Annotated in this window: 21 protein-coding genes and 1 other RNA gene; 8 read left to right on the top strand and 14 right to left on the bottom strand. The window is 56.5% G+C overall.

Annotation, left to right across the window (positions count from 1 at the left end; all coding sequences use genetic code 11):
* Nucleotides 1-4: 4 nt before the first annotated feature.
* Nucleotides 5-220 (bottom strand): hypothetical protein, encoded by a 216-nt coding sequence (locus tag NHF56_RS05685; RefSeq protein WP_252802375.1) that lies wholly within the window; start codon nt 218-220, stop codon nt 5-7.
* A 108-nt stretch (nt 221-328) separates the two neighbouring features.
* Here NHF56_RS05685 and NHF56_RS05680 point away from each other — a divergent pair, with 108 nt between their 5' ends.
* Complete coding sequence (locus NHF56_RS05680) at nt 329-1210, top strand: LysR family transcriptional regulator (RefSeq protein ID WP_252802374.1); 882 nt, start codon at nt 329-331, stop codon at nt 1208-1210.
* Here the strand turns inward: NHF56_RS05680 and miaA are convergent.
* Nucleotides 1207-2100, bottom strand: a complete 894-nt coding sequence (gene miaA / locus NHF56_RS05675; protein WP_252802372.1) for a tRNA (adenosine(37)-N6)-dimethylallyltransferase MiaA — start codon at nt 2098-2100, stop codon at nt 1207-1209. The two genes, NHF56_RS05680 and miaA, sit on opposite strands and share 4 nt — an antisense overlap.
* Between miaA and serB the strand changes: the two genes are divergently transcribed.
* The gene (gene serB, locus NHF56_RS05670) at nt 2099-2986 is read left to right on the top strand and encodes a phosphoserine phosphatase SerB (RefSeq protein ID WP_252802370.1); all 888 of its coding nucleotides are present in this window, start codon (nt 2099-2101) and stop codon (nt 2984-2986) included. The genes miaA and serB overlap by 2 nt on opposite strands.
* A 78-nt stretch (nt 2987-3064) precedes the next feature.
* Here the strand turns inward: serB and NHF56_RS05665 are convergent, their stop codons facing one another.
* From NHF56_RS05665 to NHF56_RS05635, 7 genes are all read right to left on the bottom strand, one after another.
* Entirely contained in the window at nt 3065-3961 is an 897-nt protein-coding gene (locus NHF56_RS05665; RefSeq protein WP_252802368.1) for an EamA family transporter, read from the bottom strand.
* A gap of 119 nt (nt 3962-4080) precedes the next feature.
* The gene (locus NHF56_RS05660) at nt 4081-5601 is read right to left on the bottom strand and encodes a Do family serine endopeptidase (protein WP_252802366.1); all 1521 of its coding nucleotides are present in this window, start codon (nt 5599-5601) and stop codon (nt 4081-4083) included.
* 50 nt (nt 5602-5651) lie between these two features.
* Nucleotides 5652-5846, bottom strand: coding sequence for a DUF2065 family protein (locus NHF56_RS05655; protein ID WP_252802364.1), 195 nt, complete (start codon nt 5844-5846; stop codon nt 5652-5654).
* Between the two features lie 6 nt (nt 5847-5852).
* On the bottom strand, nt 5853-6770 hold the full coding sequence (hflC, locus tag NHF56_RS05650; RefSeq protein ID WP_252802362.1) for a protease modulator HflC: 918 nt from the start codon (nt 6768-6770) through the stop codon (nt 5853-5855).
* On the bottom strand, nt 6770-7864 hold the full coding sequence (hflK, locus tag NHF56_RS05645) for an FtsH protease activity modulator HflK (RefSeq protein ID WP_252802360.1): 1095 nt from the start codon (nt 7862-7864) through the stop codon (nt 6770-6772). Before hflK ends, hflC begins: the two co-directional genes overlap by 1 nt.
* Nucleotides 7865-8071: 207 nt before the next feature.
* The gene (locus NHF56_RS05640) at nt 8072-8818 is read right to left on the bottom strand and encodes a dihydrofolate reductase (RefSeq protein WP_252802358.1); all 747 of its coding nucleotides are present in this window, start codon (nt 8816-8818) and stop codon (nt 8072-8074) included.
* Nucleotides 8819-8927: 109 nt separating this feature from the next.
* Nucleotides 8928-9722, bottom strand: coding sequence for a thymidylate synthase (locus NHF56_RS05635; RefSeq protein ID WP_252802356.1), 795 nt, complete (start codon nt 9720-9722; stop codon nt 8928-8930).
* Between the two features lie 178 nt (nt 9723-9900).
* Here NHF56_RS05635 and ssrA point away from each other — a divergent pair.
* Nucleotides 9901-10270, top strand: a transfer-messenger RNA (tmRNA) gene (gene ssrA / locus NHF56_RS05630).
* 52 nt (nt 10271-10322) lie between these two features.
* Here the strand turns inward: ssrA and NHF56_RS05625 are convergent.
* On the bottom strand, nt 10323-11651 hold the full coding sequence (locus NHF56_RS05625; protein ID WP_252802354.1) for a hypothetical protein: 1329 nt from the start codon (nt 11649-11651) through the stop codon (nt 10323-10325).
* A 366-nt stretch (nt 11652-12017) separates the two neighbouring features.
* Between NHF56_RS05625 and NHF56_RS05620 the strand changes: the two genes are divergently transcribed.
* From NHF56_RS05620 to NHF56_RS05610, 3 genes are read left to right on the top strand one after another with little or no spacing between them, the layout of a single operon-like run.
* Entirely contained in the window at nt 12018-12530 is a 513-nt protein-coding gene (locus NHF56_RS05620) for an SspB family protein (protein ID WP_252802352.1), read from the top strand.
* Nucleotides 12531-12560: 30 nt separating this feature from the next.
* A complete protein-coding gene (locus NHF56_RS05615; RefSeq protein WP_252802350.1) occupies nt 12561-12767 on the top strand; it encodes a DUF4169 family protein in 207 nt (68 codons plus the stop codon).
* Nucleotides 12764-12985, top strand: a complete 222-nt coding sequence (locus NHF56_RS05610; RefSeq protein WP_252802348.1) for a ribbon-helix-helix domain-containing protein — start codon at nt 12764-12766, stop codon at nt 12983-12985. Before NHF56_RS05615 ends, NHF56_RS05610 begins: the two co-directional genes overlap by 4 nt.
* Here the strand turns inward: NHF56_RS05610 and NHF56_RS05605 are convergent.
* From NHF56_RS05605 to NHF56_RS05590, 4 genes are all read right to left on the bottom strand, one after another.
* Nucleotides 12982-16650 carry an AsmA family protein gene (locus NHF56_RS05605; protein ID WP_252802346.1) on the bottom strand — a complete coding sequence of 1223 codons (3669 nt, stop codon included), beginning with the start codon at nt 16648-16650 and terminating at the stop codon, nt 12982-12984. The genes NHF56_RS05610 and NHF56_RS05605 overlap by 4 nt on opposite strands.
* 82 nt (nt 16651-16732) lie before the next feature.
* Nucleotides 16733-18145 (bottom strand): FAD-binding oxidoreductase, encoded by a 1413-nt coding sequence (locus NHF56_RS05600; RefSeq protein ID WP_252802343.1) that lies wholly within the window; start codon nt 18143-18145, stop codon nt 16733-16735.
* A 60-nt stretch (nt 18146-18205) separates the two neighbouring features.
* Nucleotides 18206-21337: an efflux RND transporter permease subunit gene (locus NHF56_RS05595; RefSeq protein WP_252802341.1), complete on the bottom strand. Its 3132-nt coding sequence runs from the start codon at nt 21335-21337 to the stop codon at nt 18206-18208.
* Entirely contained in the window at nt 21334-22527 is a 1194-nt protein-coding gene (locus NHF56_RS05590) for an efflux RND transporter periplasmic adaptor subunit (protein ID WP_252802339.1), read from the bottom strand. Before NHF56_RS05590 ends, NHF56_RS05595 begins: the two co-directional genes overlap by 4 nt.
* A gap of 213 nt (nt 22528-22740) precedes the next feature.
* On the opposite strand from NHF56_RS05590, the gene NHF56_RS05585 reads away from it, so the two are divergent.
* Both NHF56_RS05585 and NHF56_RS05580 read left to right on the top strand, forming a co-directional pair.
* Entirely contained in the window at nt 22741-25191 is a 2451-nt protein-coding gene (locus NHF56_RS05585) for an ATP-dependent helicase (RefSeq protein ID WP_252802337.1), read from the top strand.
* Nucleotides 25192-25263: 72 nt separating this feature from the next.
* Nucleotides 25264-25890 (top strand): MarC family protein, encoded by a 627-nt coding sequence (locus NHF56_RS05580; RefSeq protein WP_252802335.1) that lies wholly within the window; start codon nt 25264-25266, stop codon nt 25888-25890.
* The last annotated feature ends 1 nt before the right edge of the window (nt 25891 follow it).

Raw genomic sequence — 25891 nt, 5'->3', positions numbered from 1 at the left:
CCCATCAGACAAACGGTAACCAGCGCCTGGGGCGCACATCGCAGCCATAGCCGATGCCATGGCCGAACCCCGTTGCTTCAAGCCCGACATCACGCAGGAGATGCACGCTTCCGCGTGCATAAACATCACTCAGCGCCTTTCGCTGCAGTCTCGCAAGCCGCAGTTCGTAGATTACCCTTCGGCTCATAGCGAGCCATTTTATCAACCGTCCGGCCAGCATCGCAATCTCCCATCTGCCTGCAGTCTGAAGACGCGTTTGACATTAGACAAACGAATTCCAATAATGGCTGAGATCAGATTTTCTAATGTCGAGGGCGAGACCAGAACGATGTCATATCCGTTGGACAGTGAACTCCTGCGCACCTTCTTGTTTGTTGCCGAACAGGGGAACTTCACCCGCGCAGCCGACAGGGTGAGGCGAACGCAATCGGCTGTCAGCATGCAGATTCAAAAGCTGGAAGCCATTCTCGAAACATCCCTTTTCACGCGCGGCCCGCGCGGTGTGGAATTGACCAAAGAAGGCCAGCGTCTTCTGCCGCATGCCAGAAGTATCGTGAGGATGACCGACGAAACAGCAGCTGTCATGCGCGCTGTGAAACTCGAGGGGCAAGTGCGGATCGGATTTCCGCACGAATATACGACCACGATCCTTCCGCGCGTGATCGCCGCATTTTCAGAGCTTTACCCGGACATCGAGGTGACGACATATTGCGGCTATTCCAGCCAGCAGACAGCGGCCTTGGAAAAGGACGAGCTGGATATCGCCATCCTCTTCGACCCGAAAGATCTGATGGACGGGACATTTCTTGCTGTCGATCCGACCTTCTGGGTCACCTCCACCACGCATAATCAGCATCTGAGATCACCCATCCCGATTGCAATCTACTGGCGGTCAACCTGGTGCCGTGACTATGCTATCGCCAACCTCAAGCAGCATGGGATCGCCTACAGGCAAGCCTATTCCTGCGATACCGCCGGTGCACTCACCGCAGCTGCCAGCGCGGGAATTGCCATCGCGCCGCTCGCCGCAAGCGCCATACCGCCGGATTGCCGCAAGCTCACCGAAGAAGATGGATTCTCGCAGATTGATACGAGCCGGGTGGTCATGCGCTGCAACCCCCGCACCATCAACCCCGCCATTCGTGCCATGGCCGATGCGATCGAAAAGGCTTTCCAACCGATGTTCCTGAACCAGAAGGCCCCTTTCTAACCAAGGCGCTCCCAGGTCTCGTCCATCTGGTTGCGAAACCACGTCATCTGCCGCTTGGCATATTGGCGCGTTGCGGCCGATGATTTTTCGATCACCTCATCGCGCCCCATTTGCCCCTTCAGCATGGCGGCAATCTGCATAACCCCGATTGCTTTCATGACGGGTGCGTCTGCCGGAGGTGACAGCCTCAGCAGCGCGTCAACCTCTTCGACAGCCCCTTCATCCATCATCATCGCAAACCGCTTATCGATGCGGCTGTGAAGATAAGCGCGTTCCGGCAAGACAACGAATTTGCGCGCCCGTGCCGGATCGACCACCACCTCACCTGTCTTGTTCTGAAAGAATGATATCGGCTTGCCGCTTGCTTCCAGCACCTCCAACGCCCGCACGATCCGCTGCCCGTCATTCGCGCGTATTCTCTCCGCTCCCCCGGCGTCACGTGTGGAAAGCTCGGCATGCAGGGCCTCAGCGCCTTTATCGGTGAGACGCTGTCTGAGGCGGTTTCGAATTTCATCTGGAACCTTCGGCATGTCCGAGAGACCGCCGGTCAGCGCCTTGAAGTAAAGCCCTGTCCCTCCAACGAACACTGGCATCTTTCCCAAATCCCGGCAGCGTTTCATCTCGGCTTGCGCCGCCCGCAGCCACGCGCCAGTCGAATAGGTCTCCGCAGCAGGAACATGGCCGTAAAGCCGGTGCTCTATGCCCGCCATCTCATCTTCGCTGGGGCGGGCCGTCAAGACACGCAATGTGTCATAAACCTGCATGCTGTCGGCATTGATAACAATCCCGTCCACCCGTTTTGCCCACTCGAGCGCCAAAGCGGACTTGCCGCTGGCGGTTGGCCCGGTTATCAGGATCGCATCTGTGTTTTCATCCAGGATTTTGTTCATGGCTTCTGTTGCCACGCTTATCGCCAATCCGTCAAACCCCATCCTCACCGCCACCATTGGCGAGCGTGCCGCAGAAAGCGTCAAGGCCTCCGGTCTCTATTGGCTTGCCGATGGCATTGCATGCGATCTGGCGCTGCGCGACGGCACCGATCTTGAAGAGGCGGAAAAAAACATCCGCGCGGTCATCGGCAGCCACCCGATCGATCTCGTAATTCAGGATGCAGAAACGCGCCGCAAGAAACTGCTGATCGCTGATATGGATTCCACCATGATCGGCCAGGAATGCATCGATGAGCTGGCTGCCGAAGTGGGCCTCAAGGACGAGGTTTCGCTGATCACAGCACGCGCCATGAACGGTGAAATCGCCTTTGAACCAGCATTGCGTGAGCGCGTCGCCCTTCTGAAAGGTTTGCCCATTTCGGTCGTGGATGAGGTGATCGAAAAGCGCATCACGCTGACACCCGGTGGCCGTGAACTGATCGCGACAATGAAAGCCAATGGCGGTTACACCGCGCTTGTTTCCGGCGGCTTCACCGTATTCACCAGTCGCATCGCCGCCACGCTCGGCTTCGACGAAAACCGCGCCAATATCCTTCTCGAAAAAGATGGCGTGTTGACCGGCGAAGTCGCCGAACCGATCCTCGGCAAACAGGCCAAGGTGGATGCGCTCAACGCAATATCTCAAACGCTCAACATCCATACCGACGATGCCATTGCAGTTGGCGATGGTGCCAATGACCTCGGCATGCTGCATCTGGCAGGCTCCGGTGTCGCTCTGCACGCCAAACCGGCTGTTGCAGCAGAAGCGGCCATGCGGCTCGACCACGCCGACCTGACGGGCCTTCTATATATTCAGGGGTACCGAAAGTCCGACTTTGCCGGATGACGTTCTGAAGATCGAAATGTGCGTCAGCCGTCTACGAAAGCAGTTGCGCTGAAACTGTTTGCCCCGCAACCTGAGCTTTTAAGCATCACGCGCTTTACGCGATAACCCGGCAAGACTGGCAGGCAAACGCTTCATCACCACCAGCATAAGACCAACGATGACCAGCACTGCGGCAACAAGCTTGATCGTGCCGATCTCTTCGCCGAGAACCAGGGCCGCTGACGACATGCCAAATATGGGAACGAGCAATGAAAATGGTGCGACCTGGCCTGCACCATACGTGCGGATGAGAAAGCCCCAGGCAGCAAATCCGAAAATGGTCGCGCCATAAGCAATATAAAGCGTCGCCCCAAACCCAAGCCAGTTCATCGACATCAGCGCCGCGTAGTCGGCTTGCCAGCCTTCAAAAACGAGCGAAATCAAAAGAAGCGGCAGCGGCGCAACCACGCTGACATGCACCATCAGCCGCAACATATCGACGCTGCCCGCCTTCTTCATCAAGAGGTTCGAACAGGCCCAGAAGAACGCTGCCCCCATCAGCATGAACAGGCCGAGCAGCGAAACATCACCTTCAACCGTGGACATGATCAGCCCGATACCCGCAAAAGCGATGGCAATGCCAACAATTTGCACGCTTGTCGGACGCTCCTTGAGCAGGACCGCTGCAAGTATGACGGTAAAGAAAGCCTGCATTTGCAGAACCAGCGACGCCAGCCCCGGCGGCACACCGATTTTCATGCCCACGAACAACAGCGAAAATTTGAAGACACCGAGAAACATGCCGATACCGAAAATAATGCGGTAAGGCACGTTGGGACGCGGCAGGATCAAGGCAAGTGGCAAAGCAGCGAGAAAGAAGCGCAGCGCAGAGAAAAAAATCGGCGGAAAATTATCGATCCCCACCTGTATCACGACAAAATTGAAGCCCCATACAAGGGCGACCATGAGAGCCAGGGCAATGTGTACGGGGCGCATCGGCGCTATCTTTCTGAGAAAAGAACGTGTCTGCGCTCGACACTAGCCCGAAAGCAGACACCAATCGCATTCAAGTTTCTGATGCAATCATTCAAACGCGTTTCGGTGGCCGTTGCGCGTTATTCCAGCCGCAGCGCCAGAAAACGCAAATCGCCTGCCGCATTGGAAACGAGCACCTGCGCGTTGCGCCGCCCCTCTTCCCGCAGCTTGCCAACCCTTGTTGCAACCTCATCAGGCGTGGCCACAAACTCCTGGCTGACTTCGACCACCACGTCACCCGGCACGATGCCCTGTTGAGCCGCAGCAGAGCCCTCCTCCACTTCGGACACAAGAACCCCGTCAACGGCTTCGTCGATACCGAATTCTTCACGGGCTGCATCATCCAGCGGAGAGAGAAGCATTCCGAGCACGAGCAACTGTTCCGACATCTCGCCGCCATTCTCGCTTTCGTCGTCGGGCGAGGTCATCTCGTCTTCGTCAAACGGCTGGACGGTCTCTTCGTCACTGGGCTCGTCAGCAGCTGTCTCTTCCACAAGCGCCAGCCGCACCGTGACATCCATTTCCTTGCCATCGCGCATGATTTTCACCGGCAGGTCCTTGTCGACCGGACTTTCCGCCACGGCGCGCGTCAACGCCTTTGCATTCAAGATTTCCTTGCCGTTGAACGTCAGCACCACGTCGCCTGCCTGAAGCGGTCCATCCGACACCGGCCCGCCCTCGATAATACCGGCAATCAACGCGCCGCGCGGCATATCAAGCCCCAGGCTTTCAGCGACATCCGCCTCGACCGGCTGAATGCGCACGCCAAGCCAGCCACGCCGCGTCTCGCCAAACTCTTTCAACTGGCTGACCACATTGGCTGCGAGTTCCGACGGTGTGGCAAATCCGATGCCGATCGAGCCGCCGGATGGACTGATGATGGCCGTGTTTACGCCGATCACCTCACCATACATATTGAAGAGCGGACCGCCGGAATTACCCTTGTTAATGGCAGCGTCGGTCTGCAGAAAATCATCGTAAGGACCGGCATTGATGTTGCGGCCACGGGCGGAGACAATGCCAAGCGTCACCGTGCCGCCGAGACCGAACGGGTTACCGATCGCCATCACCCAGTCGCCGATGCGCATCTCGTCGGAATCGCCAAAACGCGCAAATTTCAACGGGGCTTTCGGCTCGACCTTCAATAGAGCAAGGTCTGTCTTCTTATCCGTACCGACCAGCGTTGCAGGAAGCTTGCTTCCATTGGCGAAGTTCACCGTGATCTGGGTTGCGCCCTCAATCACATGATTGTTGGTGACGATGTAGCCTTCCGGCCCGATGACAAAACCTGAACCGAGCGAACTGATATTGCGTCCGGTGTCACGCCCGCCCTTGTCGTCGAAAAAATCGCGGAAATATTCAGGAAACGGCGCACCTTCATCGACAAGCGGAGCCGGCGAATCGTCAACGCCGCCTTCAGCCTTCTGGGAAATGGCGATATTCACCACCGTGTCTGCCAGCCCTTCCGCAAGCTCAGCAACGGAAGCAGGCCCCCTGGAAAGATCACGCGCCATGACTGGCGCAAAGCCGGCATCGACCGTAACAAGGCTAAAGGCGAGTGAGAGTGCAGCACTCACGCTGACTACATGGCGGCGAAGCATAAAAGGCTGTCTCCTCAGTCTTCACGCGGATAATGACCGGCGAATCGAATTTACGCCAGATATACCCGAATAAGCCAAATCAAAAAAACACCAACGGCAATCGCCCCAACCCCGAACCGCCGCAATATATCCTCAGGAATGGACGGAATCATGGCCGCCATCTCCTTCAAAAGCCGAGGGGCCAGTGCATAGACCAGCCCCTTGATCACCAGGAAAAATGCAATTCCTGTAAAAAAGTCAGACATGCCTGATCAGTTACCGCCAGCCGGAGCGGTCGACTGACGTGGTGTCGATCCGTTGTCTTCGTTGAAGAAGCGGAAGAATTCCGAATTCGGCGAGATCAGGAACGTCGTTCCATCACCCGTCAGCGAATTCGAATAGGCGCTCATCGAGCGGTAAAACTCGAAGAACTCCGGATCCTTGCCATAGGCAGCCGCGAAGATCGCGTTGCGCTCGGCATCGCCCTCACCGCGGGTGACTTCCGCATCACGGCGCGCTTCAGCAACGATTTCCACAACCTGACGGTCGGCAACAGCCTTGCGCCGCTGGCTTTCTTCGTTACCGCGTGCACGGATCAGTTCAGCCTCTGCCAGACGTTCAGCCTTCATACGCTCGTATGTCTGCTGCGACACTTCCTTCGTCAGGTCCGTGCGTCTGATGCGCACATCCATGATCGAGAGGCCGAGCGTCTGGGCATCATTACGCAAGTCGTTTTGAACTTCACGCATCATCGCACTGCGCTCCTGCGACAGTGCAGCCTCAAAGCCGCGCAGACCGTACACCCGGCGAAGTGCCGAATCGAGACGTGTTCTCAACCGTGATTCCGCAACGGCACGATCACCCGACACCGCCTGCCGGAAAAGCCTTGCGTCAGTGATCTTGTAGACCACAAAGGCATCCACTTCGTAGAACTTGCCGCCCCGAACCTGAACGCGGATATCGTCAAGATCAAAGCGCAGGGCCTGATCCTGAATATACTGAACGCGATCAGCATCAAGAAATGCAAATGGCAGTTTGAAGTAAAGTCCCGGCTCGTCCTTCACAGACTGAATTTCACCGAACCGGATAACCAGGGCCTGCTGCCGCTCGTTGACAACGAATACGGAAGAATAGGCGATGAACGCGATGACGGCGATGGCAACGAGAATTGCTGTAAGACGCTTTTCCATCAGTTGTTGCCTCCCGTCGTCGTCGTTGTCTCGTTCCGCTTGAGAAGCTCGTTCAACGACAGATAAGGAACCGTGCCGGTGCCGGAAGCCTCATCCGAGATCACTTTTTTCGTGTCCTTCAATACACCTTCCATGGTTTCCAGATACATGCGCTTGCGCGTCACTTCCGGAGCCTTGATATATTCGGCATAGATATCATCAAAGCGCTGGGCCTCACCCTGTGCTTCCTTGACAACGCGGTCCTTATAGGCCGCCGCCTCTTCGCCGATCTGAGCGGCTTCACCGCGCGCCCGACCCAGTTTCTGGTTGGCGTAACGGTTGGCCTCTTCTACGAAGCGGTCTTCATCCTGCTCGGCACGCTGAACCTCGTCAAAGGCATCGGCCACCTCGCGCGGCGGTGCCGCGTCCTCGATCGAAACGGTCGTCACCGAAATACCGGCCTGGTATTGGTCGAGCGTCGCCTGGATCGTGTTTTTCACATCATCTGCAACCGCCTGACGATTGTCGCGGTAGATGTCCTGTGCCGGACGCGAGCCGACCACTTCACGCATCGCGCTCTCAGCCACCTGGCGCAGCGTATCCTGCGGCGCTTCGACCTTGAACAGATAGGCTGCCGGATCGGTGACCGCATAAAGAACGGAGAACTGAACGTTCACGATGTTCTGATCACCTGTCAGCATCAGCCCGGAATCAGCGTTGCCAGACGTGGCGCCGATATTTTGCTGCTGCTCGGTAATGTTGACCATTTCGACGGTTTCAACCGGCCAGAAATGGAAGTGCAGACCGGGCTCGGAAACTTCGTTTTTCGGCTTGCCGAACAGAAGTTCCACGCCGCGCTCATCCGGCTGCACCGTGTAGATCGACTGGAAAAGCCAGAACACAACCAGGATCACGGCACCAATGACGAACACGCCACCATTCGCACCACCGGGCAGAAAGCGCTTCATCTGGTCTTGGCTACGCTTGATAAATTCATCGAGATCAGGCTGGGGTCCGTTGCCTTGCGGCCCGCGTGGTCCCTGCCCCCAGGGTCCCTGATTGTTTCCTCCGCCGCCGCCCCATGGGCCGCCGCCATTTTGATTGCTCCAGGGCATCAAATCCTCTTGTTTTGTTAACACTCGCTCGGTTGAAAATGAGGCCGCCTCCGGCAAACGTCTCGCTTTTGCCAAAAACTCCTGATTTTAAACCGCCCAAGGCCTTATCGACCTCTTATAGGTATCAGGTTCTTCCGTTTCAATGGCTCGCCCCTAATTGAGTGATACATTAAGAGTTTGAAGCGACGTTCAGCTCACAAGAAATCGCTAAAAAAGCGGCAACTGCTCTTCAGAAACCTCTGCCTCTAACCGAAACTGATATTGCTCCCAAAACGCGTCAAGAGTTGGCTCTCGGCCCATCAACTCCTCCTTCACCCTGTACCGATGAAAAGGAACACGTCTTCGATATTCGGTCACCCTAAATGGAAAGTCATCGAAATCTGACCTAGGAAAGTCTTCTTCGCTTTTGATCCACCACTCAGATTTCTTACCCTTTGTTTTTGCATCAAAATCTGTTTCAAATTTTGCATCACCGTTTATGTGACCACAAAACACGTCGGTTACAAAAATACGATTAATTCGACCCTCAAAAATTTGATATATCTGATCTCCGCCAATGACGAAGAACTCCATCTTGCCGGATATGATTGAGTCAATATCAGCTAACAGCAATGCAGTTTCAGGATTAGGAGCCCAGCGTAATTCCGGAAATTCCGTTAGATAATTTGGCTCAGCGCGAGAAAGAATGATATTGGTTCTCTTCGGTAATGGTTGGCCTATAGACTCGAAGGTTTTTCGGCCCATTATAACGGCGTGACCTTGCGTTCGTTTTTTGAACAGCTGAAGATCCGTGCGCAAATGCCAAGGCAAAGTGTTTTCTATGCCGATTATTTTGTCGGGATAGCTTCGTGCCACAATTGAAGCGACTGAGGGCATACGCACCCTCGGTGCGCTTTTTTTTACACGGTGGGCTCGAGGGTTGTTGAACTCTTTTTTTTCTTGGTCTTCACCCACGGTAGGATAACCACCTTTCTGTCGCTCGCAAACCTAGCGAATGGATTGCAGATTCCGGGTTGCTTATCTCTTGATCCCATAGACTGCAAGGCAGTCGAAGATATTTTGTTCATACCGCAATCGGCGCCCTGATGCTTGAATCAGCGTCGTAGCCCTCGAGCGTAAAGTCTTCAAACTTAAAGGCAAAAAGGTCTTTCACGTCCGGGTTCAAGCGCATGGTAGGAAGCGCCTTTGGTGCCCGGCTGAGCTGCAGTTCTGCCTGTTCGAAATGATTGTGATAAAGATGCGCATCACCGAGCGTATGCACGAAATCCCCCGGTTTGAGCCCGGTCACCTGCGCAATCATCAAGGTCAGCAGCGCATAGGACGCAATGTTGAATGGCACGCCGAGAAAGATATCGGCAGAGCGCTGATAAAGCTGGCAGGAGAGCTTGCCGTCAGCCACATAAAACTGGAACAGGCAATGGCACGGCGGCAGTGCCATTTCATCCACCAGCGCCGGGTTCCATGCTGTCACGATGTGGCGGCGTGAATTGGGATTGGTCTTCAGCCCCTCGATCAGTTGCTTGATCTGGTCGATATGGCCGCCATTATAATCGGGCCAGGAGCGCCACTGCGAACCATAGACCGGCCCGAGGTCGCCGTTCTCGTCGGCCCACTCATCCCAGATCGTAACGCCATTGTCGCGCAGATATCCGATATTGGTGTCACCCTTGAGAAACCACAAAAGCTCATGAATGATCGAGCGCAAGTGCAGCTTCTTCGTCGTCGTCACCGGAAAGCCTTCCGACAAATCGAAACGCATCTGATAGCCGAACACGGAACGCGTACCCGTTCCCGTTCGGTCGCCGCGGTCGGAACCGGTATCCTTCACGTGCGCAAGTAAGTCGAGATATTGTTTCATGAGCTTCCCACCGCCGATTCGATTGAGAGAATTTTACACTCAAGCAGGTGCGTCTTGCACCACTTTCGCAACAGTCTACACGCCGCCCGCTATCAGGCGCCATTGTCAGCTTGGCGTTTTCCAATGCTTTCTGAACAGCACGATATTCCAGGCCGATGCCGTACGCATCGCAAACTTACCCCTTTTCATGACCGCTCATAACACCTATATGACACGTGCCGGACTTGATCCGGCTATGGCAATAAACGGACGATGTAATAAACCTATTGGACCCGGGGGCGGTACCCGGCGCCTCCACCAAAAACCGCCTTAAGCTTGTAAAGACGGCTTTTGATGGGGGCGAAATAGGATCGACAAGGGCGTAAAGATCGTACTTTTGCTCGGCATGATACCACCGTTATCGGGTCAAAAGTGTAGTTGCAAATGACAACAACGCTAAGGGTTACGCTCTCGCTGCCTAATGGCGGTGCGGGTTACCCGATCTTAAGCCCTGTTGGTTAGCCCCTTCAGGCGGGGTTCGGAGGTACCTGGCAACAGAAACCTCCACCCACCCGCGCTTTCTTTTTCAAAAACAGCCATTTCACCCGACGGGCCAAAGCCTCAGAGCGAGACCTTGGGAGCGGATTCGATAAGCTGCTTGGCGACAATATCGTGGTTCAGCCACACAACCGGACCTTCAGGTTCTGACATGTCCTTGAAGATCAACATACCGGCAGCATTCACCACCAGCGCACTGAGATTGTCGGTAATCAGTGCATGGTTCGACTGGTGCAGCTGGGTGATCTCACGCGAAACTCCGATCACAGTTTCGGCCAGATCCGGCGCATTCGGCGTCGGCCAGGCGGCAAAGTCCCGGTTTTTCAGGAACACTTCACTGGCATTCAATGTCTGCGTCTTTTCCAACAGCATTTCCAGCGATACATCCTCACGCAGAAGTCCGCGGCAAACGTTCCAAGCCTTGTCGACCCATTCACCACCGCCCTCTTTCTTCATCGCCAGAAGAAGTGAAAACAGCGGCAATTCCACGCCGACAAAGATGTCAGAGGAATTGGTGCGGATTTCCGGGCAATTATAGACCGTTGCCTTGATCCCCTTCTCCCAGTTCTCTTCAGCGATCTGCTCGAGTTTGATCTTCGCGTAGCCCTGCGTGTAGTTTGAATAGGTCTGCCACTCATAGACATCGTTGATCAGAATCTCGGTGCCGTGATAGCCATAGGCCGAATACCGCACCTGCTTGCCATTTTTCTCGGCCCGCTCGCGGATTGCGGCCGTGCCCTCAATCAGGCAGTCAAACGTATTGGCGGTCACTTCCTCAAAATTCTGCAAAACCAACTTGCCGAGATCACTGGCAATAAAGTCGTTCGAGGAGAGGAAACGCGGGCCTGTTCCCTTATATATCCGGTTTGCAAGCGCCAGAAAAACCTTTGTCTTGGGAACACCGCCGGCCATGATATGGGCGAAATAGATATTCTTGTCTTCCGGCACCATGTCGGCGAGCTTTGCAAAAGCCTCCTTCGCCGAAGAACGGAAGCGGTCAACGCCGATCTTGCGGCACTCGGCAAGATAATCCCAGTCGAACTTGGCGTCTTTCCAATTCTCCAGCGTCAGCTGGCCGATGATTTCCTGTGGCTTCAGGCCGCCTGCAGGCGCATCCTGATCGAAACCGGCCATCAGCGGCACATTGATGATACGCCCGCCAAGACGCGCCTCAGCCGTCGCCAGTTCCTCGTCTGTCAAAGGCCGCAACTCGCCGCTTTCGGTACGCCGGCCAACGGTGAAACCAATGATCTCCAGGCCTGCTGCACGGGCCTGCTCAACCAGACCATTTGCATAACCCCGGTCAAAAAGCTCACCGAACAGGACAAACACGTCGCCTTTCTGAAAAAGCTTGTTTTCAGGGAGTTCCCTTAGAGATGTTCTTAGGTTCATTTATCGTACCCTTAATGCAATCCATGAGCAGGTGGCCGGTCAAAAACGCTTGTATAAGCGCCGCCGACTTCAAAACGAAATTCAGCTTTACGCTCCAAACGTCACAATTCCTCGCCGCAAAACCGCTACCCACAGATAAAATTTTCACAAATGTGTGGTATGAACGGTTGAGCATTTAAGCAAGCGTCCTCTGCACAATTAAGATTTCACTCTGTAACAGATGATCGGCATCCCCATACATCAACGGGGACTTCCTTGCCACCGCCGCGCTTGAGATATAGATTTCTCTTGGATTGAATCGTAATCGCGGTTATTAACCGCGCTGTTTTTCAATTGCGGCATAACGAGGGAAATCGAGGTTCACACATGGGGCAGGATCACATCCGCTACGACATTCTCGCGCAGGACGCACTTCGCGGCGTTATCCGCAAAGTGTTGAGCGAGGTTGCAGCGACAGGTGTCCTCCCGGGCGAACATCACTTCTTCATCACCTTTCTCACAGATGCGCCGGGCGTGCGTCTTTCCCAGCATCTGAAGGAAAAATATGCCGAGCAGATGACCATCGTCATCCAGCACCAGTTCTGGGATCTGAAAGTCACCGATTCGCAATTCGAAATCGGCCTTTCCTTCTCCGACAAGCCCGAGAAGCTGGTGATTCCCTTCAACGCCATTCGCGGCTTTTACGATCCTTCAGTGAATTTCGAGCTGGAATTCGACGTGGCCATGTCTGCAGAAGACTTTGCCGAAGACGTGGAAATGGCAGACCATTCGATGCAGGATGCGGCAGCCGACAACGAAGAGACTGCGGCAGAAGGCACTGACGGCGACAACAAGCAGGGTGCTTCCGTCGTTTCATTGGATGCATTCCGCAAAAAATAGGTTCAGGCGGAAAAGACAGGATCCCCGCCCATGGCTTCAGACGTTGTCAACCTGAAACAGTTCCGCAAGCGCAAGGCGCGAGACGAGAAGCAGAAGGCTGCCGAGCAAAACCGCATTTCCTTCGGCCGCACAAAGGCGGAAAAGAACCTGACAACGGCCTTGAATGAAAAAGCCAAAAAAGATCACGATCAGGGACGCCGTATTCCCTCTTCCGACAAGACGGACGAACAGGATTGATACGCAAACATTCCGTCAATCTGAGAGGTCACAAAACCTCCTTTTCCCTCGAAGATGAATTCTGGGCGGAACTGAACGGCATCGCCAAGACCACCGGCCTGCCGATAGGTGCCCTTCTCCAGCGAATCGATGAGAACCGCGACGAAGACACAAACTTCTCCTCGGCTATCCGGCTGTTTGTTCTGAAAGCCCTGAAGGCACAGGCCGAAAAGCGCTAATTTCCCGGCGCTGGCAGAAGTTTCCAGTCAATGGCGCCAGACGGATCGTTGGACGACTTGGAGCCGCTGGCCGCCGGCTGAGGCGAATTGTCGTTTGAAGGCGCAGCATCGGGCTGGGCGGCTTTCTGCTCTTCCTGCAGCGTCTGCTCGGCTTTGCGCTTTTCCTCAGCCTCTTGAGCCTTGCGCGCCTCTTCCTCAGCCTTCAGCCGAGCAGCCTCGCGCGCCTCCGCAAGCGCTTTGTAATAGGCATTTTCCCGTCTCAGACGCTGCTTTTCCATGATGTCGGCCTGCAACAGCTCCACCCGTCGGCGTTCCTGCTCAAAGGCTCTGAGTGACAGGAACCCGGCAAGCTCGGAAACATCCAGTGTGACCGAAGGCGCAGACAGTTCACCGCCAATTTTCAGCGTCACGGCAGGCTCAGCACCGGCCAGCGCCTCATCGCCGGCCTTCAAGACAACGCGCACCGAGCCGTCGATTGAGTGTTCTGCCAAATTGGCATCCGCTTCGAATGTCAATTTTGCATTGTCTGTTTCAGCCCCGACATTGCTGGCCCGCAAGACACTGCCGGACACGGAAAACGGTACCTGAACCTTGCCGAGAGTAGACGAACCGCTGCCAATGATGCCCGCAGCAAGCGGAGCCACCGTGTCGGCGGTCAGGTCTTTTTCGTCCAGGGCATCCACCTTGTTCAAAATGGACGGCAGCACGCCGAGATCAAGGCCCGTTACAGTCAACGGGTCAACCGCGACAACACCCGAACCGCTGAACTGGGACACGAGGTCGGCGACAGATCGACCGGACGATTCCAGCAAAGCCGAGAAATCACTCCGCCCCATCAGCACCGGCATGTCGCCAAATTTCCAGGAAAGCTTGGCAAAAGCTGCATTTTTCACATTGAACTGCGCTCTCAAAAAGGCCTGCCCGTCCGCATTGGCGACAGAAACGGAGCCCTCCGCAGCGCCACCGGCAAAGGTACCCTTGCCCGATTGCAATCCGACCGAGCGCCCATCATAGACCAAGGTTCCATCGAACGCCGTGACCGGCAAGGCGTAGCCTGTCCAAAGCTTTCCAACCTGAACGCCGATCTGCGCATTAAACGCAGCATCACGCGCCGGCGCGATATTGTCGCTGTTCCAGCCGCCGGTCGCATCCGTCACGGGCCCAATCACCGCCTCCGCCAGCCACGCAACGTCAAGCGTGTCCACAGAAAGCGCTCCGTTGACCTTCGGCACAGCGTCGCGGCTCAGCGTCAGGTCGCCTGAAAAACCGTTCTGATCGGCTTTTCCCTTCACCTCGGAAAAGGCAATCGACTCCGGCGCAATAGCAATGGAGGCAGAAAGCGATATTGGCAGCCCCGCACCCATTTGCGGCACGGCAACCCCGGTCATGATCAGATACGGCTCAAGATCATCGCTTTCCAATGTCATGGCATAGCGCCCGTCGAGGAAATGCGCAGAACCCATGTCACCCTCGCCCGAAAGCGTCAGCGATCCATCATCAGCAGTGAAACTCAACGCAATCTGCGCCGGTTTTCCCGCCTTTCGGCTGACCGTCAGCCCGACAATGCCGCCAGACCCTTCGTTAATCGGCAGCGGCTGCAATCCAAACTGTCCGAGAAGCGTAGCCGTATTGCTGTTCTCCCCGGATATATCAAACGAAAACCCGCTGTCTTCCGAGACACCGAGGATGTCGCTGCCAAACTGACCGGTCAGTTTCGTGCCATTCGTCTCTCCGTCAATATCGAGATTGACAGGCCAGGCACCCCCTGCGCCGCTATGGACGGAAAAACGCAGATCGCTATCGACAAAAAAACCACTGCTGGCGGCTAGACGCGTCATCACAGGGTGATCAGGCAGCCTTTTCTGCAGATAGGCAAGAAGGGCTGAAGGGTCTTCCGATTTGACCGTGCCATCCAGCGCAATTTTCGGTTCGTCCAGCGCGCCTTCAATGCGTCCGCTGGCCTGCAGTGAAGCTCCCAGAACAGAGCCCACGCTGAGATTGTCGAGATCAAGCACACCGTCCCGCAGCGAAAATGTGGTCGCAACATCGTTGCTGACCGTGTCGTAGGCCTTGAGCGCCTTGAAACTCAGCTTCGCGGCAATCGAATGATTGAGCACGCCTTGAGCAGCATCGCCACCGAAAACCAGATTGCCCAGCGCCTCCAACGCGTCGATATCGAGTTCACCGCCTGACAGATCAACCGAAATGGAGGGTTTGTGATCACCAAGGGCCTGTCGCTCGGCACGACCGCGCAGAATATCGCCGCCAAGGGCCAGTTCCATACCCTCAAAGCGCTGCAGGCCCGGCTGCAGGCTCACGGACGCGGAAAAGCCGGCCTGATTGAGACCCCGGATGGCAGGGTCCACCCGTCCTGAAAGCCACGCCGCCAAACCCGATGGCTGATTGCTGGCCATCACCAGCTGACCGTCAAAGCCAAATCCACCCTTGACGTTCAGATTGCCGTTCGCTTCCAGCACCGTGCGCCCCGGCAGCTCCGCCGTCGCCTTGGTAATCGTCCAGCCAGTGCCGGCAGGCGCAGCGTCGATGGCAATATTACGGTAGGTCGTATCTCCCGCCACGATCGAAGGCAGCTTGATGGTTGCCCGTCCCGGCACGGTCGGGATTGGCACATCCCCGATCACCGTCATCAAAGCCTGCAGCCGCATCCACGCCGAACCATCCACATACCGCCCCGTCTTGGCAGCCTCACCGCCGATGCGATTGATATCGACCTGTTGACCTTCCGCCGTCAACAGAAACTCCGGTTTGAGACCCGTATCAAGCGTCGCCTCGCCTGTAATGACATAAGGATCAGCGGGATCGCCCACTTCAATCCGGTAATCCGGCAGCCTGACGGCATCATTTGCAAGTTCGAAATTTCCGCTGGCGCGCGGCCCTGGCTGACGAGCCTGATTATCGTTCTCGGGCGGCCGGTAGCGCGCCGAAAACTTGCCCGCATAACGAAGCCGCAGCGCTTCCATCTTCAGGCTGCCCTCAAGATCGAGCTCCACAGGGGTCTCGGCGGGAGATACATGCGAAACAAGCCGCAATTGCCCATCGCCATCATAAGCCCCGGTCGCCGCCGAAAAGCGACCCTCTACACCATCGAGAGCGCCTTCCCCTTCAAACCGCCAAGGGCCACGCAACGTCTTGGCGGACGCGACCATATCAAGGTCGCTGACAACGCGATTGCGGCCGGTCTGCTGATCTTCGAAACTGAGTGACCCGTCGATGATATGGACATTTTCAAGAACGACGGTCTTCGCCGGAATGGTCGGATTGCCAGTCCTGATCCAGTCAAGCGTCCCATCTTTGCTGAGCCGCAGGCGCACCTTGGGCCTGACGATACGCATCTCGAAAATGCGCGCCTCGCCGGACAGGAACGGTGCCAGTTCCATATCCATCGAAAACTGCTCGACGGCGACAAGCGGCTCGGTCTCCCCCTCCTGCGCCACGCGCACATCTTTCATGGTCACGGAGGGAAACGGGATGATTCTCGCGCTGACATCGCCGTAAACCACCACTTTCTTGCCAAGGATCGAAGACGCCTGTCGTTCGAAGTCCTGCCGAAAATTGGTCCAGTCAATAAAATAGGGTGCCAGAAGCGCAGAAAACAGCGCAACGACAAGCAGACCGGCGATAAAAACGAGAAAGCGCCCCAGCACCTTGGCATTTCTCCCTGTCAGAACATGGGCGTAGTGGCTGCTATGCTAGCCGCCACAAACGCAAATACAAGGGCGACAACAATTATTCCAACCTGAATATCTTGCCCGGGTTCAAAATATTGTGCGGGTCCATGGCAGCCTTGATCTGTCGCATGAAATCGACGGTATCACCAAGTTCGGCTACCAGAAAAGCCTGCTTGCCCTGCCCTATACCGTGTTCGCCAGTGCAGGTACCATCCATGGCGAGTGCCCGCTCGTTCAGCCGCGCAACAAAGGCCTCGACCTTGGCGATCTCCTCCGGCTTCTTGTCGTCGAAGAGAATGCTCACATGAAAATTGCCGTCTCCCGCATGACCGACGATGGGTGCCGTCAAACCATGCTCTTCAATATCCGCTTCGGTGAGCGCCACACATTCGGCAAGCTTCGAAATCGGGACACACACATCGGTCGCCAGCGCCTCATAGCCCGGGATCATCGCCTTCACAGCCCAATAGACGTTATGCCGCGCTTTCCACAGTTTTGCCCGCTCTTCGGGGTCCACAGTCCACTCGAATGGCCCGCCACCGAATTCCGCCACGACCTCCCCGAACTGGCGCGATTGCAGGGCGACACTCTCCTCGTTTCCATGAAACTCCACGAAAAGCGTCGGCTGAACCTTGAGGTTTAACTTGGAATAGGCGTTGCAGGCGGCAACTTGTGTGGCGTTCACCAGCTCAATACGGGCAACGGGAATACCAAGCTGAATGGTCATGATCACCGCGTCAGCTGCGTCTTTCAGCGTTGGAAAACCGCAAACACCGCCCGCGATCACTTCAGGAATCCCCTGCAGCCGCAGTGTTATGGATGTGAGGATGCCAAGCGTTCCTTCCGCCCCGACCAGAAGCCGGGTCAGATCATAGCCCGCTGACGATTTGCGGGCCCGCCGCGCCGTTCTGATTTCCCGGCCATCGGCCATCACGGCGGTCAGAGACAGAACATTATCCTTCATCGTTCCGTAGCGCACCGCATTGGTGCCCGAAGCCCGCGTTGACGCCATGCCGCCGATGGACGCGTTCGCACCCGGATCGATCGGAAAGAAAAGCCCGGTATCACGCAGGTATTCATTCAACTGCTCACGCGTCACGCCGGGTTCAACAACGCAATCGAGGTCTTCGGCATTCACCTCGAGAATTCGGTTCATGCGCGAAAAATCGATGGAAATGCCGCCCGATGCAGCGTTGATCTGTCCCTCCAACGAAGAGCCGGTGCCAAAAGCAATGACCGGCACCTTGTGCTCGGCGCAGACCTTGACCACCGATTGAACATCATCCGACGTTTCAACAAACACCACGCCGTCCGGCCATTGCGCCGGCAGATAGGTTGTCGTGTGCGCATGCTGCTCGCGAATGGAATCACCTGTTTGGAAACGCTCGCCGAACTGCTGTTTCAAAATCCCGAGTACGGCAGCTATTCCGGCTTCATTGCGTTTTCCGGCGACAACGTCTTCCAGCGACATGTTTTCCTCCACGAACTGATCGCGGCCATCAATGTCTCAGCAGAATGATGATGTCGAGACCTATTCTCCAGCCATCTGACTTGCCAGCAGCATTTCCTCATGCAAACGCCGCTCTTCATCGGCATGCGGTTTGGAAAAGCGCGCGAAAGCAAGATAGGCAACCGGTGTGAGATAGAGCGTTACGATGGTCGCGAGCCCCAGACCGCCGACAACCACCCAGCCAAGCGCCACACGGGCTTCGGCACCTGCGCCATGCGCCAGAATGAGCGGCACACCGCCAAGCACAGTGGAGATCATCGTCATCATGACCGGGCGAAGACGGATTCGACAGGCGTTTTCGATGGCCGAGCGAACATCCTCGCCCCGGTCCCGCAACTGATTGGCGAATTCGACGATCAGAATACCGTTCTTCGCCATGATGCCTACCAGCATGACAAGTCCGATCTGACTGTAAACATTCAGGCTGTTGCCGGTCAGATACATGGCAAAGACGGCGCAGGCGAGCCCAAGCGGCACGGTCGCCATAATGATCAGCGCGCTGACAACGCTTTCAAACTGCGCCGCCAGAACGAGGAAGATGATCACCACGGCAAAGCCGAAGGTCGTGGCAAGGCTCTGCGAATTCTGCTGCAGCGTTGCCGCTTCGGCAAGCGGTATGACCCGGTAGCCCGGCGGCAGAACTGTCTCGGCAATCCGCGTTGCCTCGTCAAACCCGCCACCGAGCGACAGACCTTCATTCATGCTCATCGACAAAGACACAGACCGCATCTGGTCGTTCCGCTCCAACGTGGGCGAAATCGCCTTTTCCTGCAGTGTCGCAATGGTCGACATGGGCACGATGCGCCCGTCTTCGGTCTTCAGGAATATATTCTCCAGATCGCCGGGATCATTGATCGGATTGGTGCTGGACAGAAGCGTCACGGGATAGGCCCGACCATCGACATAGACATCGCCGACACTGCGTCCATCCAGCAAGGCCTGGATTGCGACCGAAAGTCCGGAAATCGAAATTCCGAGATCAGCGGCGCGTTCACGATCGATAGACACCGACAGCTGCGCCTGGGTCGGCTCGTTGTTCAACCGGATACTGTTGAATTTGCCGCTGTCTTCCAGCGCGGCAATCAGCTTTGTGGCCGTTTCGTTCAAGGTCTCGTAATTGTTGCCGAGAATGGCAAGCTGCAGACCCTGTCCACCGCCACGAATACCGAGACTGTTGGGCTGGATTGCAAATGCCTGAACCGATGGAACCTGTGCCAGTCGCGCGTTGATGTCCTTGACGATGTCGTCTTGGGAGCGCTCACGCTCGCCCCAGGGCGCCAGCGTCATCACCATGAAGGCGCGGTTGGTGCTGCCACCGAATCCGGAGATGGAAAAGATGCGGCGCAATTCGCCGTTATCGCGCATGGGCAGCAACTTTTCCTCCACACGGCGGATTTGCTCGCGCGTATAATCAAGGCTCACGCCGGGCGGCGTCGTAATGCTGGCAAGCACCACCGAACGGTCCTCCCTCGGCGTCACTTCACGCGTCAGAAGCCCGAATGTTCCAAAAGCCGCAAGCGTGAAAATGATGGCGATGACAAATACCACGACCGGCACATCAAGAACGGCGCGCAACGTGCGGGCATAGAAGCCGGCAAAGGCGCGACCGATGAAACCGCCATCCTCCTGTCCGCTGTCTTGCTGCGTCTGGCCTTTTTTGAGCAGACGCGACGCCAGCATGGGACAAAGCGTCAAAGCCACAAACGAAGACAGCATGACGGCAAAGGCCAGCACGAAACCGAACTCGCGGAACAGCCCACCCGTCTGCCCCGGCAGAAACGAGATCGGCACGAACACAGCGGCCAGCGTCGCTGTCGTGGCAATGACCGCGAAAAACACTTCCCGAGTGCCGATCACGGCTGCCGCGCGCAGACCCAGCCCCTCGGATTTGCGGCGCACGATATTTTCCAGAACGACAATCGCGTCATCCACCACCATGCCCGTCGCCAGAACGATGGCAAGCAGGGTGAGAATATTGATCGAAAAGCCAGCCAGATAGATCGCCGCCAGCGTGCCGATCAACGCGACAGGCATGGTCACGGCCGGAATGATGGTCGCCCTCCAATCCCGCAGGAACAGGAAGATGACGACCACAACGATCACCACGGCGATGGCGAGCGCATTGACCACTTCATCCAGCGATCCCTGGATGAAAACCGCGTCATCGCTCGAAACGACAATCTGCGTGCCTTCCGGCAGATTGGCCTGAATCCGCTCGACCGCGGCGTGTATGCCTTTCGAAATCTCCAATGTGTTGGATTGGGCCTGTCGGATGATGCCAAGGCCGATCCCGGTCTTTCCATCCGAACGAAGCGCCGTCGTGCCATCTGCGGCTCCGACCGTCACAGTGGCAACATCGCCGAGCCGAACCCGGTTCGCGATGATCAGGTTTTCGAACTCTTCAGGCTCGGTCAGCTGCGCCGTGGCACGAACGACAATGTTCTGCGATGCGTTTGTCAGCGATCCCGCCGGAACATCAAGCGTCACCGTGGAAAGTGCATTGCCGAGATCGGCAATGGTCAGCCCTCGCCCTGCCAGTTTTGCCTGATCGACATCGACGCGGAAAATCTTGTCCTGCTCGCCATAAACGGACACATCGGCAACACCATTGACCGCCGCCAGCGTATCTTCGATCTGGTTTTCGACGAGAACGGTCAGATCGTCCATCGACAACGTGCTGGACGTCACCGCAAGGCGCATCACCGGCTGACTGTCATCATCGGCCTTTACAATTGTCGGCGCATCGACATCGTCGGGCAGCTGGTTTTCAATCCGCCCCACGGCATCGCGCACGTCGTTGGCGGCAACGGAGATATCGACATCGTCATTGAATTCGATCGTCACCCGGCTGTTGCCCTGGGTGGAGCGCGAGGAAACATCGGCAATGCCCGACACCCGCGCCACCGCCCCCTCGATGATGGATGTGACCTCGCGGTCCATGGTTTCCGGCGACGCACCGGCAAATTCAGCGCGCACGGTGACGACCGGCCGGTCCACCTGCGGCAACTCTCGCACTTCGACACCATAATAGGCCGCAAGCCCGGCAACCACGATCAGCGCATTGAGCACCAGCGCCAGAATGGGCCGGCGAACGAAGATGGCCGTAAAGCTCGCGCTCGCCGAAAGGTGATCATCCTCGGAATGCGCACTCATGACGTGGCTCCATCGGACTTCGACTCGCTTTTGCCATCGCCAGCACCGTCATCGCCAATCAATTTGACATCGCCGCCCTGACGAACACGCTGAACACCTTCGGTGACAATCATATCGCCTGGCTCGACTTCGCCTTCGACCAGAACATTCTCGGGGTTGCGCTGAATGATCCGCACGCCGCTGCGGTTCGCCTTGCCGTCGACAACCTTCCATACATAAGAGCCCTTAGAATCCCACTGGATGGAGACAGGATTGACCGCCGCATAGTTCTGACCATCAAAATGCAGGGTTACCCTGAAAGACATCCCCGCGCGCAACGTGTCGTCCTGATTGGGAACCTCGGCGCGCACGCGAACGGTCCTGCTGGCCTCATCGACGCGCGAATCCACTGCTGCGATCTTGCCTTCATGGACGACACCCGGCTGCGCGATTGCAATGGCCGATATCGGCATGCCGGTTTCAATCGAACCGGAAAAGCGCTCCGGCGCCCAGAACTCGATGAGGATGGAGGAGCGATCATCAATCGTCACCACGGTGGATGATGATGTGAGGTTATCTCCGAGATTGACATCCACAATGCCGGCAACGCCATCAATAGGCGCGACGATATCACGCTTTTCCAGCGCCAGCTCTGCGGATTCCAAGGCCAGCTTGGCCGTCTTTTCAGCGGCAACAGCATCGTCCAGTTCGACCTTGGAAAGGTTACCTTTCAGGCTTGTATAACGCTGCACCTTCTCCTGTGCGGTCTGATATTCAAGCTGCGCGCGATCACGCGCTATCACCTGCTCGCGATTGTCGAGACGCGCAAGAACATCGCCGGCCTCCACCTTTTGACCCGAACGGACGAGGATTTCAGCGAGCTTTCCGGATTCGTCAGGAGATACAGAGACCGAACGGATGGCAGCGCCATTGCCAATGGCAACAAGCCTGTCGTTTGCAACTGCAGATTCAACAGGCTGCGCAACCACCTGCGCAGGACCGCCAAAACCGCGCATCCCACCAAATCCGCCACGGGAGGGCTTTTCGCCAGAGGCAGTATCCGCGCCTTCCGGGGTAAGCAGACCGACGACAAATTCCGGCATTCCGACAGTTGCAAGCGTCTCACGCGATCCCGGGACAAATCGGGCCCAAATAACAAGGGCCACGATGACGACGACAAGGCTGAGAAACAGCTGCTTCCAAAAGCGCATATGATCTCCGAATCTTTGGTAGGAAATGCCTACTGAAAAACTTGGCTGCGATTATCTAGAAAGCGATCAGCGCTGGCAATCGCATAATGCCGAATTACAATTTTGTAATCATGGGCATATTAGGCGACAATAAGGCCGCCAAATGGGTACTATACCCCCTTTTTGTTCCGCTTTATTTTGCCTTTCATACCCGAATCACTACATTGAGCAACAATGACCAATGTAAAAGACATGCCCTTTTTCGATGAGGAGCCCGAAAGCGCCCCATCCCAACCGTCCGCAGGTTTGGCCGCGCGGGCCATGGCCGCGCGCGAAAGTGCGCGAGCGCCGGACTATCTGGACGGGTTGAACCCTGAGCAACGCGAAGCCGTTGAAACCGTGGACGGTCCCGTTCTCGTGCTGGCGGGTGCCGGAACAGGCAAAACACGCGTCTTGACGACCCGCATTGCCCATATCCTGGCAACAGGCCGGGCTTATCCAAGCCAAATCCTCGCCGTGACCTTCACCAACAAGGCCGCGCGCGAAATGAAAGAGCGCATCGGCATGCTGGTCGGCGGCGCGGTGGAAGGCATGCCATGGCTGGGCACGTTTCATTCCATCGGCGTGAAGATCCTTCGCCGTCACGCCGAACTGGTGGGCCTGAAATCAGACTTCACCATTCTCGATACCGACGACGTCATTCGCCTGATCAAGCAGTTGATGCAGGCCGAAAGCATCGACGACAAGCGTTGGCCTGCCCGCCAGTTCGCCGCCATGATCGACGGCTGGAAGAACAAGGGGCTTGACCCCGCGCAAATCCCCGAAGGCGATGCCCGCGCATTCGCCAACGGCAAGGGCCGCGAGCTTTACGCCGCCTATCAGAACCGCCTGAAGACACTGAATGCCTGTGATTTCGGCGACCTTCTCTTGCACCCGATCCGCATGTTCAAGACCAACCCGGACATCCTGGCCGACTACCACAACCGTTTCCGCTACATTCTCGTGGACGAGTATCAGGACACCAACACCGCGCAGTATATGTGGCTGCGGCTTCTGGCGCAGCGTCCGGGCAGCGAGAAGAACAAATCCGCAGTCAACATCTGCTGCGTTGGCGATGACGACCAGTCGATCTACGGCTGGCGTGGTGCCGAAGTTGACAACATTCTGCGCTTCGAGAAGGACTTTCCAGGCGCAAAAGTTATCAAGCTGGAACGCAATTATCGTTCGACCGGCCATATTCTCGGTGCCGCCGGCCATCTGATTGCTCATAACGAAGGTCGCCTCGGCAAGACGCTCTTCACTGATCGCCTCGATCCCGGTGATGGCAAAGTACAGGTACATGCTGCCTGGGATTCGGAAGAAGAAGCCCGCGCGGTTGGCGAGGAAATCGAACAGCTTCAGCGGGAAAAGCACAATCTGAACGACATGGCGATCCTGGTTCGCGCCTCTTTCCAGATGCGCGAATTCGAAGACCGCTTCGTTACGCTTGGCCTCAACTACCGCGTCATCGGCGGCCCACGCTTTTATGAGCGCATGGAAATCCGCGATGCGCTGGCTTATTTTCGCCTTGTCTGCCAACCGGCGGACGATCTGGCGCTGGAGCGTATTATCAATACGCCGAAGCGCGGTTTGGGTGACACCAGTGTGCGAACGGTGATTGATCATGCCCGCAGCCGGGATATTCCCATGCTCGCCGCAGCAGCGGAGATTATCGATACGGAAGAGTTGAAGGCAAAGGCCCGGAAATCTCTGAGCGATGTCGTCAACGACTTCCATCGCTGGCAGTCGCTGCTGGAAAACACGCCGCACACGGAACTTGCCGAGCAGATACTGGATGAAAGCGGCTATACCGCCATGTGGCAGAATGACAAGTCTGCCGAAGCGCCGGGACGGCTGGAAAACCTCAAGGAGCTCATCAGGTCCATGGAGGAATACGCCTCCATGCGCGATTTCCTCGAGCACGTTTCGCTGGTCATGGATGCAGAGCAGAATGCGGAGCTCGACGCCGTGAACATCATGACGCTTCACTCCGCCAAAGGCCTTGAATTCGAGACCGTTTTCTTACCCGGCTGGGAGGAAGGCCTCTTCCCCCATCAGCGCGCGCTTGATGAAGGCGGACGCTCAGGCCTTGAGGAGGAACGCCGCCTCGCCTATGTCGGCCTCACCCGCGCCAAGCGCAACGCCCATATCTGGTTCGTCTCGAACCGCCGCATTCACGGCCTTTGGCAATCCACCTTGCCCTCGCGTTTTCTCGAGGAACTGCCGGAAGCGCATGTGGAGGTGGCCGAGGCCACGAACGATTATGGCGGCTATGGCCGCAACCAATATGGCCAGAGCCGCTTCGACCGCGCCGATCCGTTCCAGAATACCTATTCAACGCCCGGCTGGAAACGAGCGCAAGCTAACAAATCCGACGCCACCCGCAACAATTGGGGCACCCGCTCCGGCCACGCGGTCGAACGTATTGGTTACGGAGAGAGCGGGCCACGCGGCAGCACGATCGAAGGCGAGCTTGTTGCCAAATCCTCAACCGATACACCATCGAAATTCGCCGTCGGCGATCGTGTCTTTCATCTGAAATTCGGCAATGGCAACATCGCGGTCATCGACGGCAACAAGCTGACGGTGAACTTCGACAAGGCTGGACAGAAACGCGTGCTGGACGGCTTTGTGGAACGCGCCTAGATGTTATTCTGATATTGTTTTGATCCGCCTGCAACTGATCCGTAATGCACTGCATAGAGGAAAACGCCTTCGATGAATTGGACCAGCCTGATCCGCGAATTCATAACGCTACTGGTCGTCATTGATCCAATCGGCTCCATTCCCGTCATGCTTTTCGCCGTTTCACGCGTGCCGGCCAATTTACACCGCATCTTCGTCATCAGAGCGGTTGCCATCGCAGGCATTGTCCTTCTCATTTTTCTCATCGGCGGTCAGTATTTGCTGGAAACGCTGGGGCTGCGCCTCGGGTCCTTTCAGATCGCCGGCGGCATCATCCTCTTCATGTTCGCGATCACAATGATATTCGGCGAATCCAAACCCGCCCGGGAGATCGAGGAGGCCGAACGCGACCACCTGGAAGGCGCGGTTTTTCCGCTGGCCATTCCCTCCATCGCCTCTCCCGGTGCAATGTTGGCCATCGTGGTTCTGACCGACAACCATCGTCATTCCGTGGGTGAACAGTCCATCACCGCTGCTCTGCTGTTTCTTGTTCTTCTGGTGACACTCGCCACCCTGCTCGCAGCAACCTACATTTATCGCTTGATTGGCAATAGCGGCGTCAGCGTCGTCAGCCGTGTAATGGGTATCGTTCTTTCCACCATCGCTGTCGATGCGGTACTGGGCGGCCTCGAAGGACTTGGAATCCTCAACATTCACTGAC

The sequence above is a fragment of the Rhizobium sp. L1K21 genome (genome assembly GCF_024055895.1).
Classification (GTDB): Bacteria; Pseudomonadota; Alphaproteobacteria; order Rhizobiales; family Rhizobiaceae; genus Ensifer_A.
Note: the sequence above shows the minus strand (reverse complement) of the source record. Positions and strands in the feature narration are given on the sequence as shown.

Excerpts from the sequence above, each read along its gene's own strand:
- NHF56_RS05625 (WP_252802354.1), bottom strand. The coding sequence starts at position 11,651 with ATGAACCTAAGAACATCTCTAAGGGAACTCCCTGAAAACAAGCTTTTT.
- NHF56_RS05685 (WP_252802375.1), bottom strand. The coding sequence starts at position 220 with ATGCTGGCCGGACGGTTGATAAAATGGCTCGCTATGAGCCGAAGGGTA.
- NHF56_RS05665 (WP_252802368.1), bottom strand. The coding sequence starts at position 3,961 with ATGCGCCCCGTACACATTGCCCTGGCTCTCATGGTCGCCCTTGTATGG.
- NHF56_RS05590 (WP_252802339.1), bottom strand. The coding sequence starts at position 22,527 with ATGCGCTTTTGGAAGCAGCTGTTTCTCAGCCTTGTCGTCGTCATCGTG.
- NHF56_RS05660 (WP_252802366.1), bottom strand. The coding sequence starts at position 5,601 with ATGCTTCGCCGCCATGTAGTCAGCGTGAGTGCTGCACTCTCACTCGCC.
- NHF56_RS05585 (WP_252802337.1), top strand. The coding sequence starts at position 22,741 with ATGACCAATGTAAAAGACATGCCCTTTTTCGATGAGGAGCCCGAAAGC.
- NHF56_RS05595 (WP_252802341.1), bottom strand. The coding sequence starts at position 21,337 with ATGAGTGCGCATTCCGAGGATGATCACCTTTCGGCGAGCGCGAGCTTT.
- NHF56_RS05600 (WP_252802343.1), bottom strand. The coding sequence starts at position 18,145 with ATGTCGCTGGAAGACGTTGTCGCCGGAAAACGCAATGAAGCCGGAATA.
- NHF56_RS05635 (WP_252802356.1), bottom strand. The coding sequence starts at position 9,722 with ATGAAACAATATCTCGACTTACTTGCGCACGTGAAGGATACCGGTTCC.
- NHF56_RS05615 (WP_252802350.1), top strand. The coding sequence starts at position 12,561 with ATGGCTTCAGACGTTGTCAACCTGAAACAGTTCCGCAAGCGCAAGGCG.
- NHF56_RS05655 (WP_252802364.1), bottom strand. The coding sequence starts at position 5,846 with ATGTCTGACTTTTTTACAGGAATTGCATTTTTCCTGGTGATCAAGGGG.
- hflK (WP_252802360.1), bottom strand. The coding sequence starts at position 7,864 with ATGCCCTGGAGCAATCAAAATGGCGGCGGCCCATGGGGCGGCGGCGGA.
- serB (WP_252802370.1), top strand. The coding sequence starts at position 2,099 with ATGGCTTCTGTTGCCACGCTTATCGCCAATCCGTCAAACCCCATCCTC.
- NHF56_RS05620 (WP_252802352.1), top strand. The coding sequence starts at position 12,018 with ATGGGGCAGGATCACATCCGCTACGACATTCTCGCGCAGGACGCACTT.
- hflC (WP_252802362.1), bottom strand. The coding sequence starts at position 6,770 with ATGGAAAAGCGTCTTACAGCAATTCTCGTTGCCATCGCCGTCATCGCG.
- miaA (WP_252802372.1), bottom strand. The coding sequence starts at position 2,100 with ATGAACAAAATCCTGGATGAAAACACAGATGCGATCCTGATAACCGGG.
- NHF56_RS05580 (WP_252802335.1), top strand. The coding sequence starts at position 25,264 with ATGAATTGGACCAGCCTGATCCGCGAATTCATAACGCTACTGGTCGTC.
- NHF56_RS05680 (WP_252802374.1), top strand. The coding sequence starts at position 329 with ATGTCATATCCGTTGGACAGTGAACTCCTGCGCACCTTCTTGTTTGTT.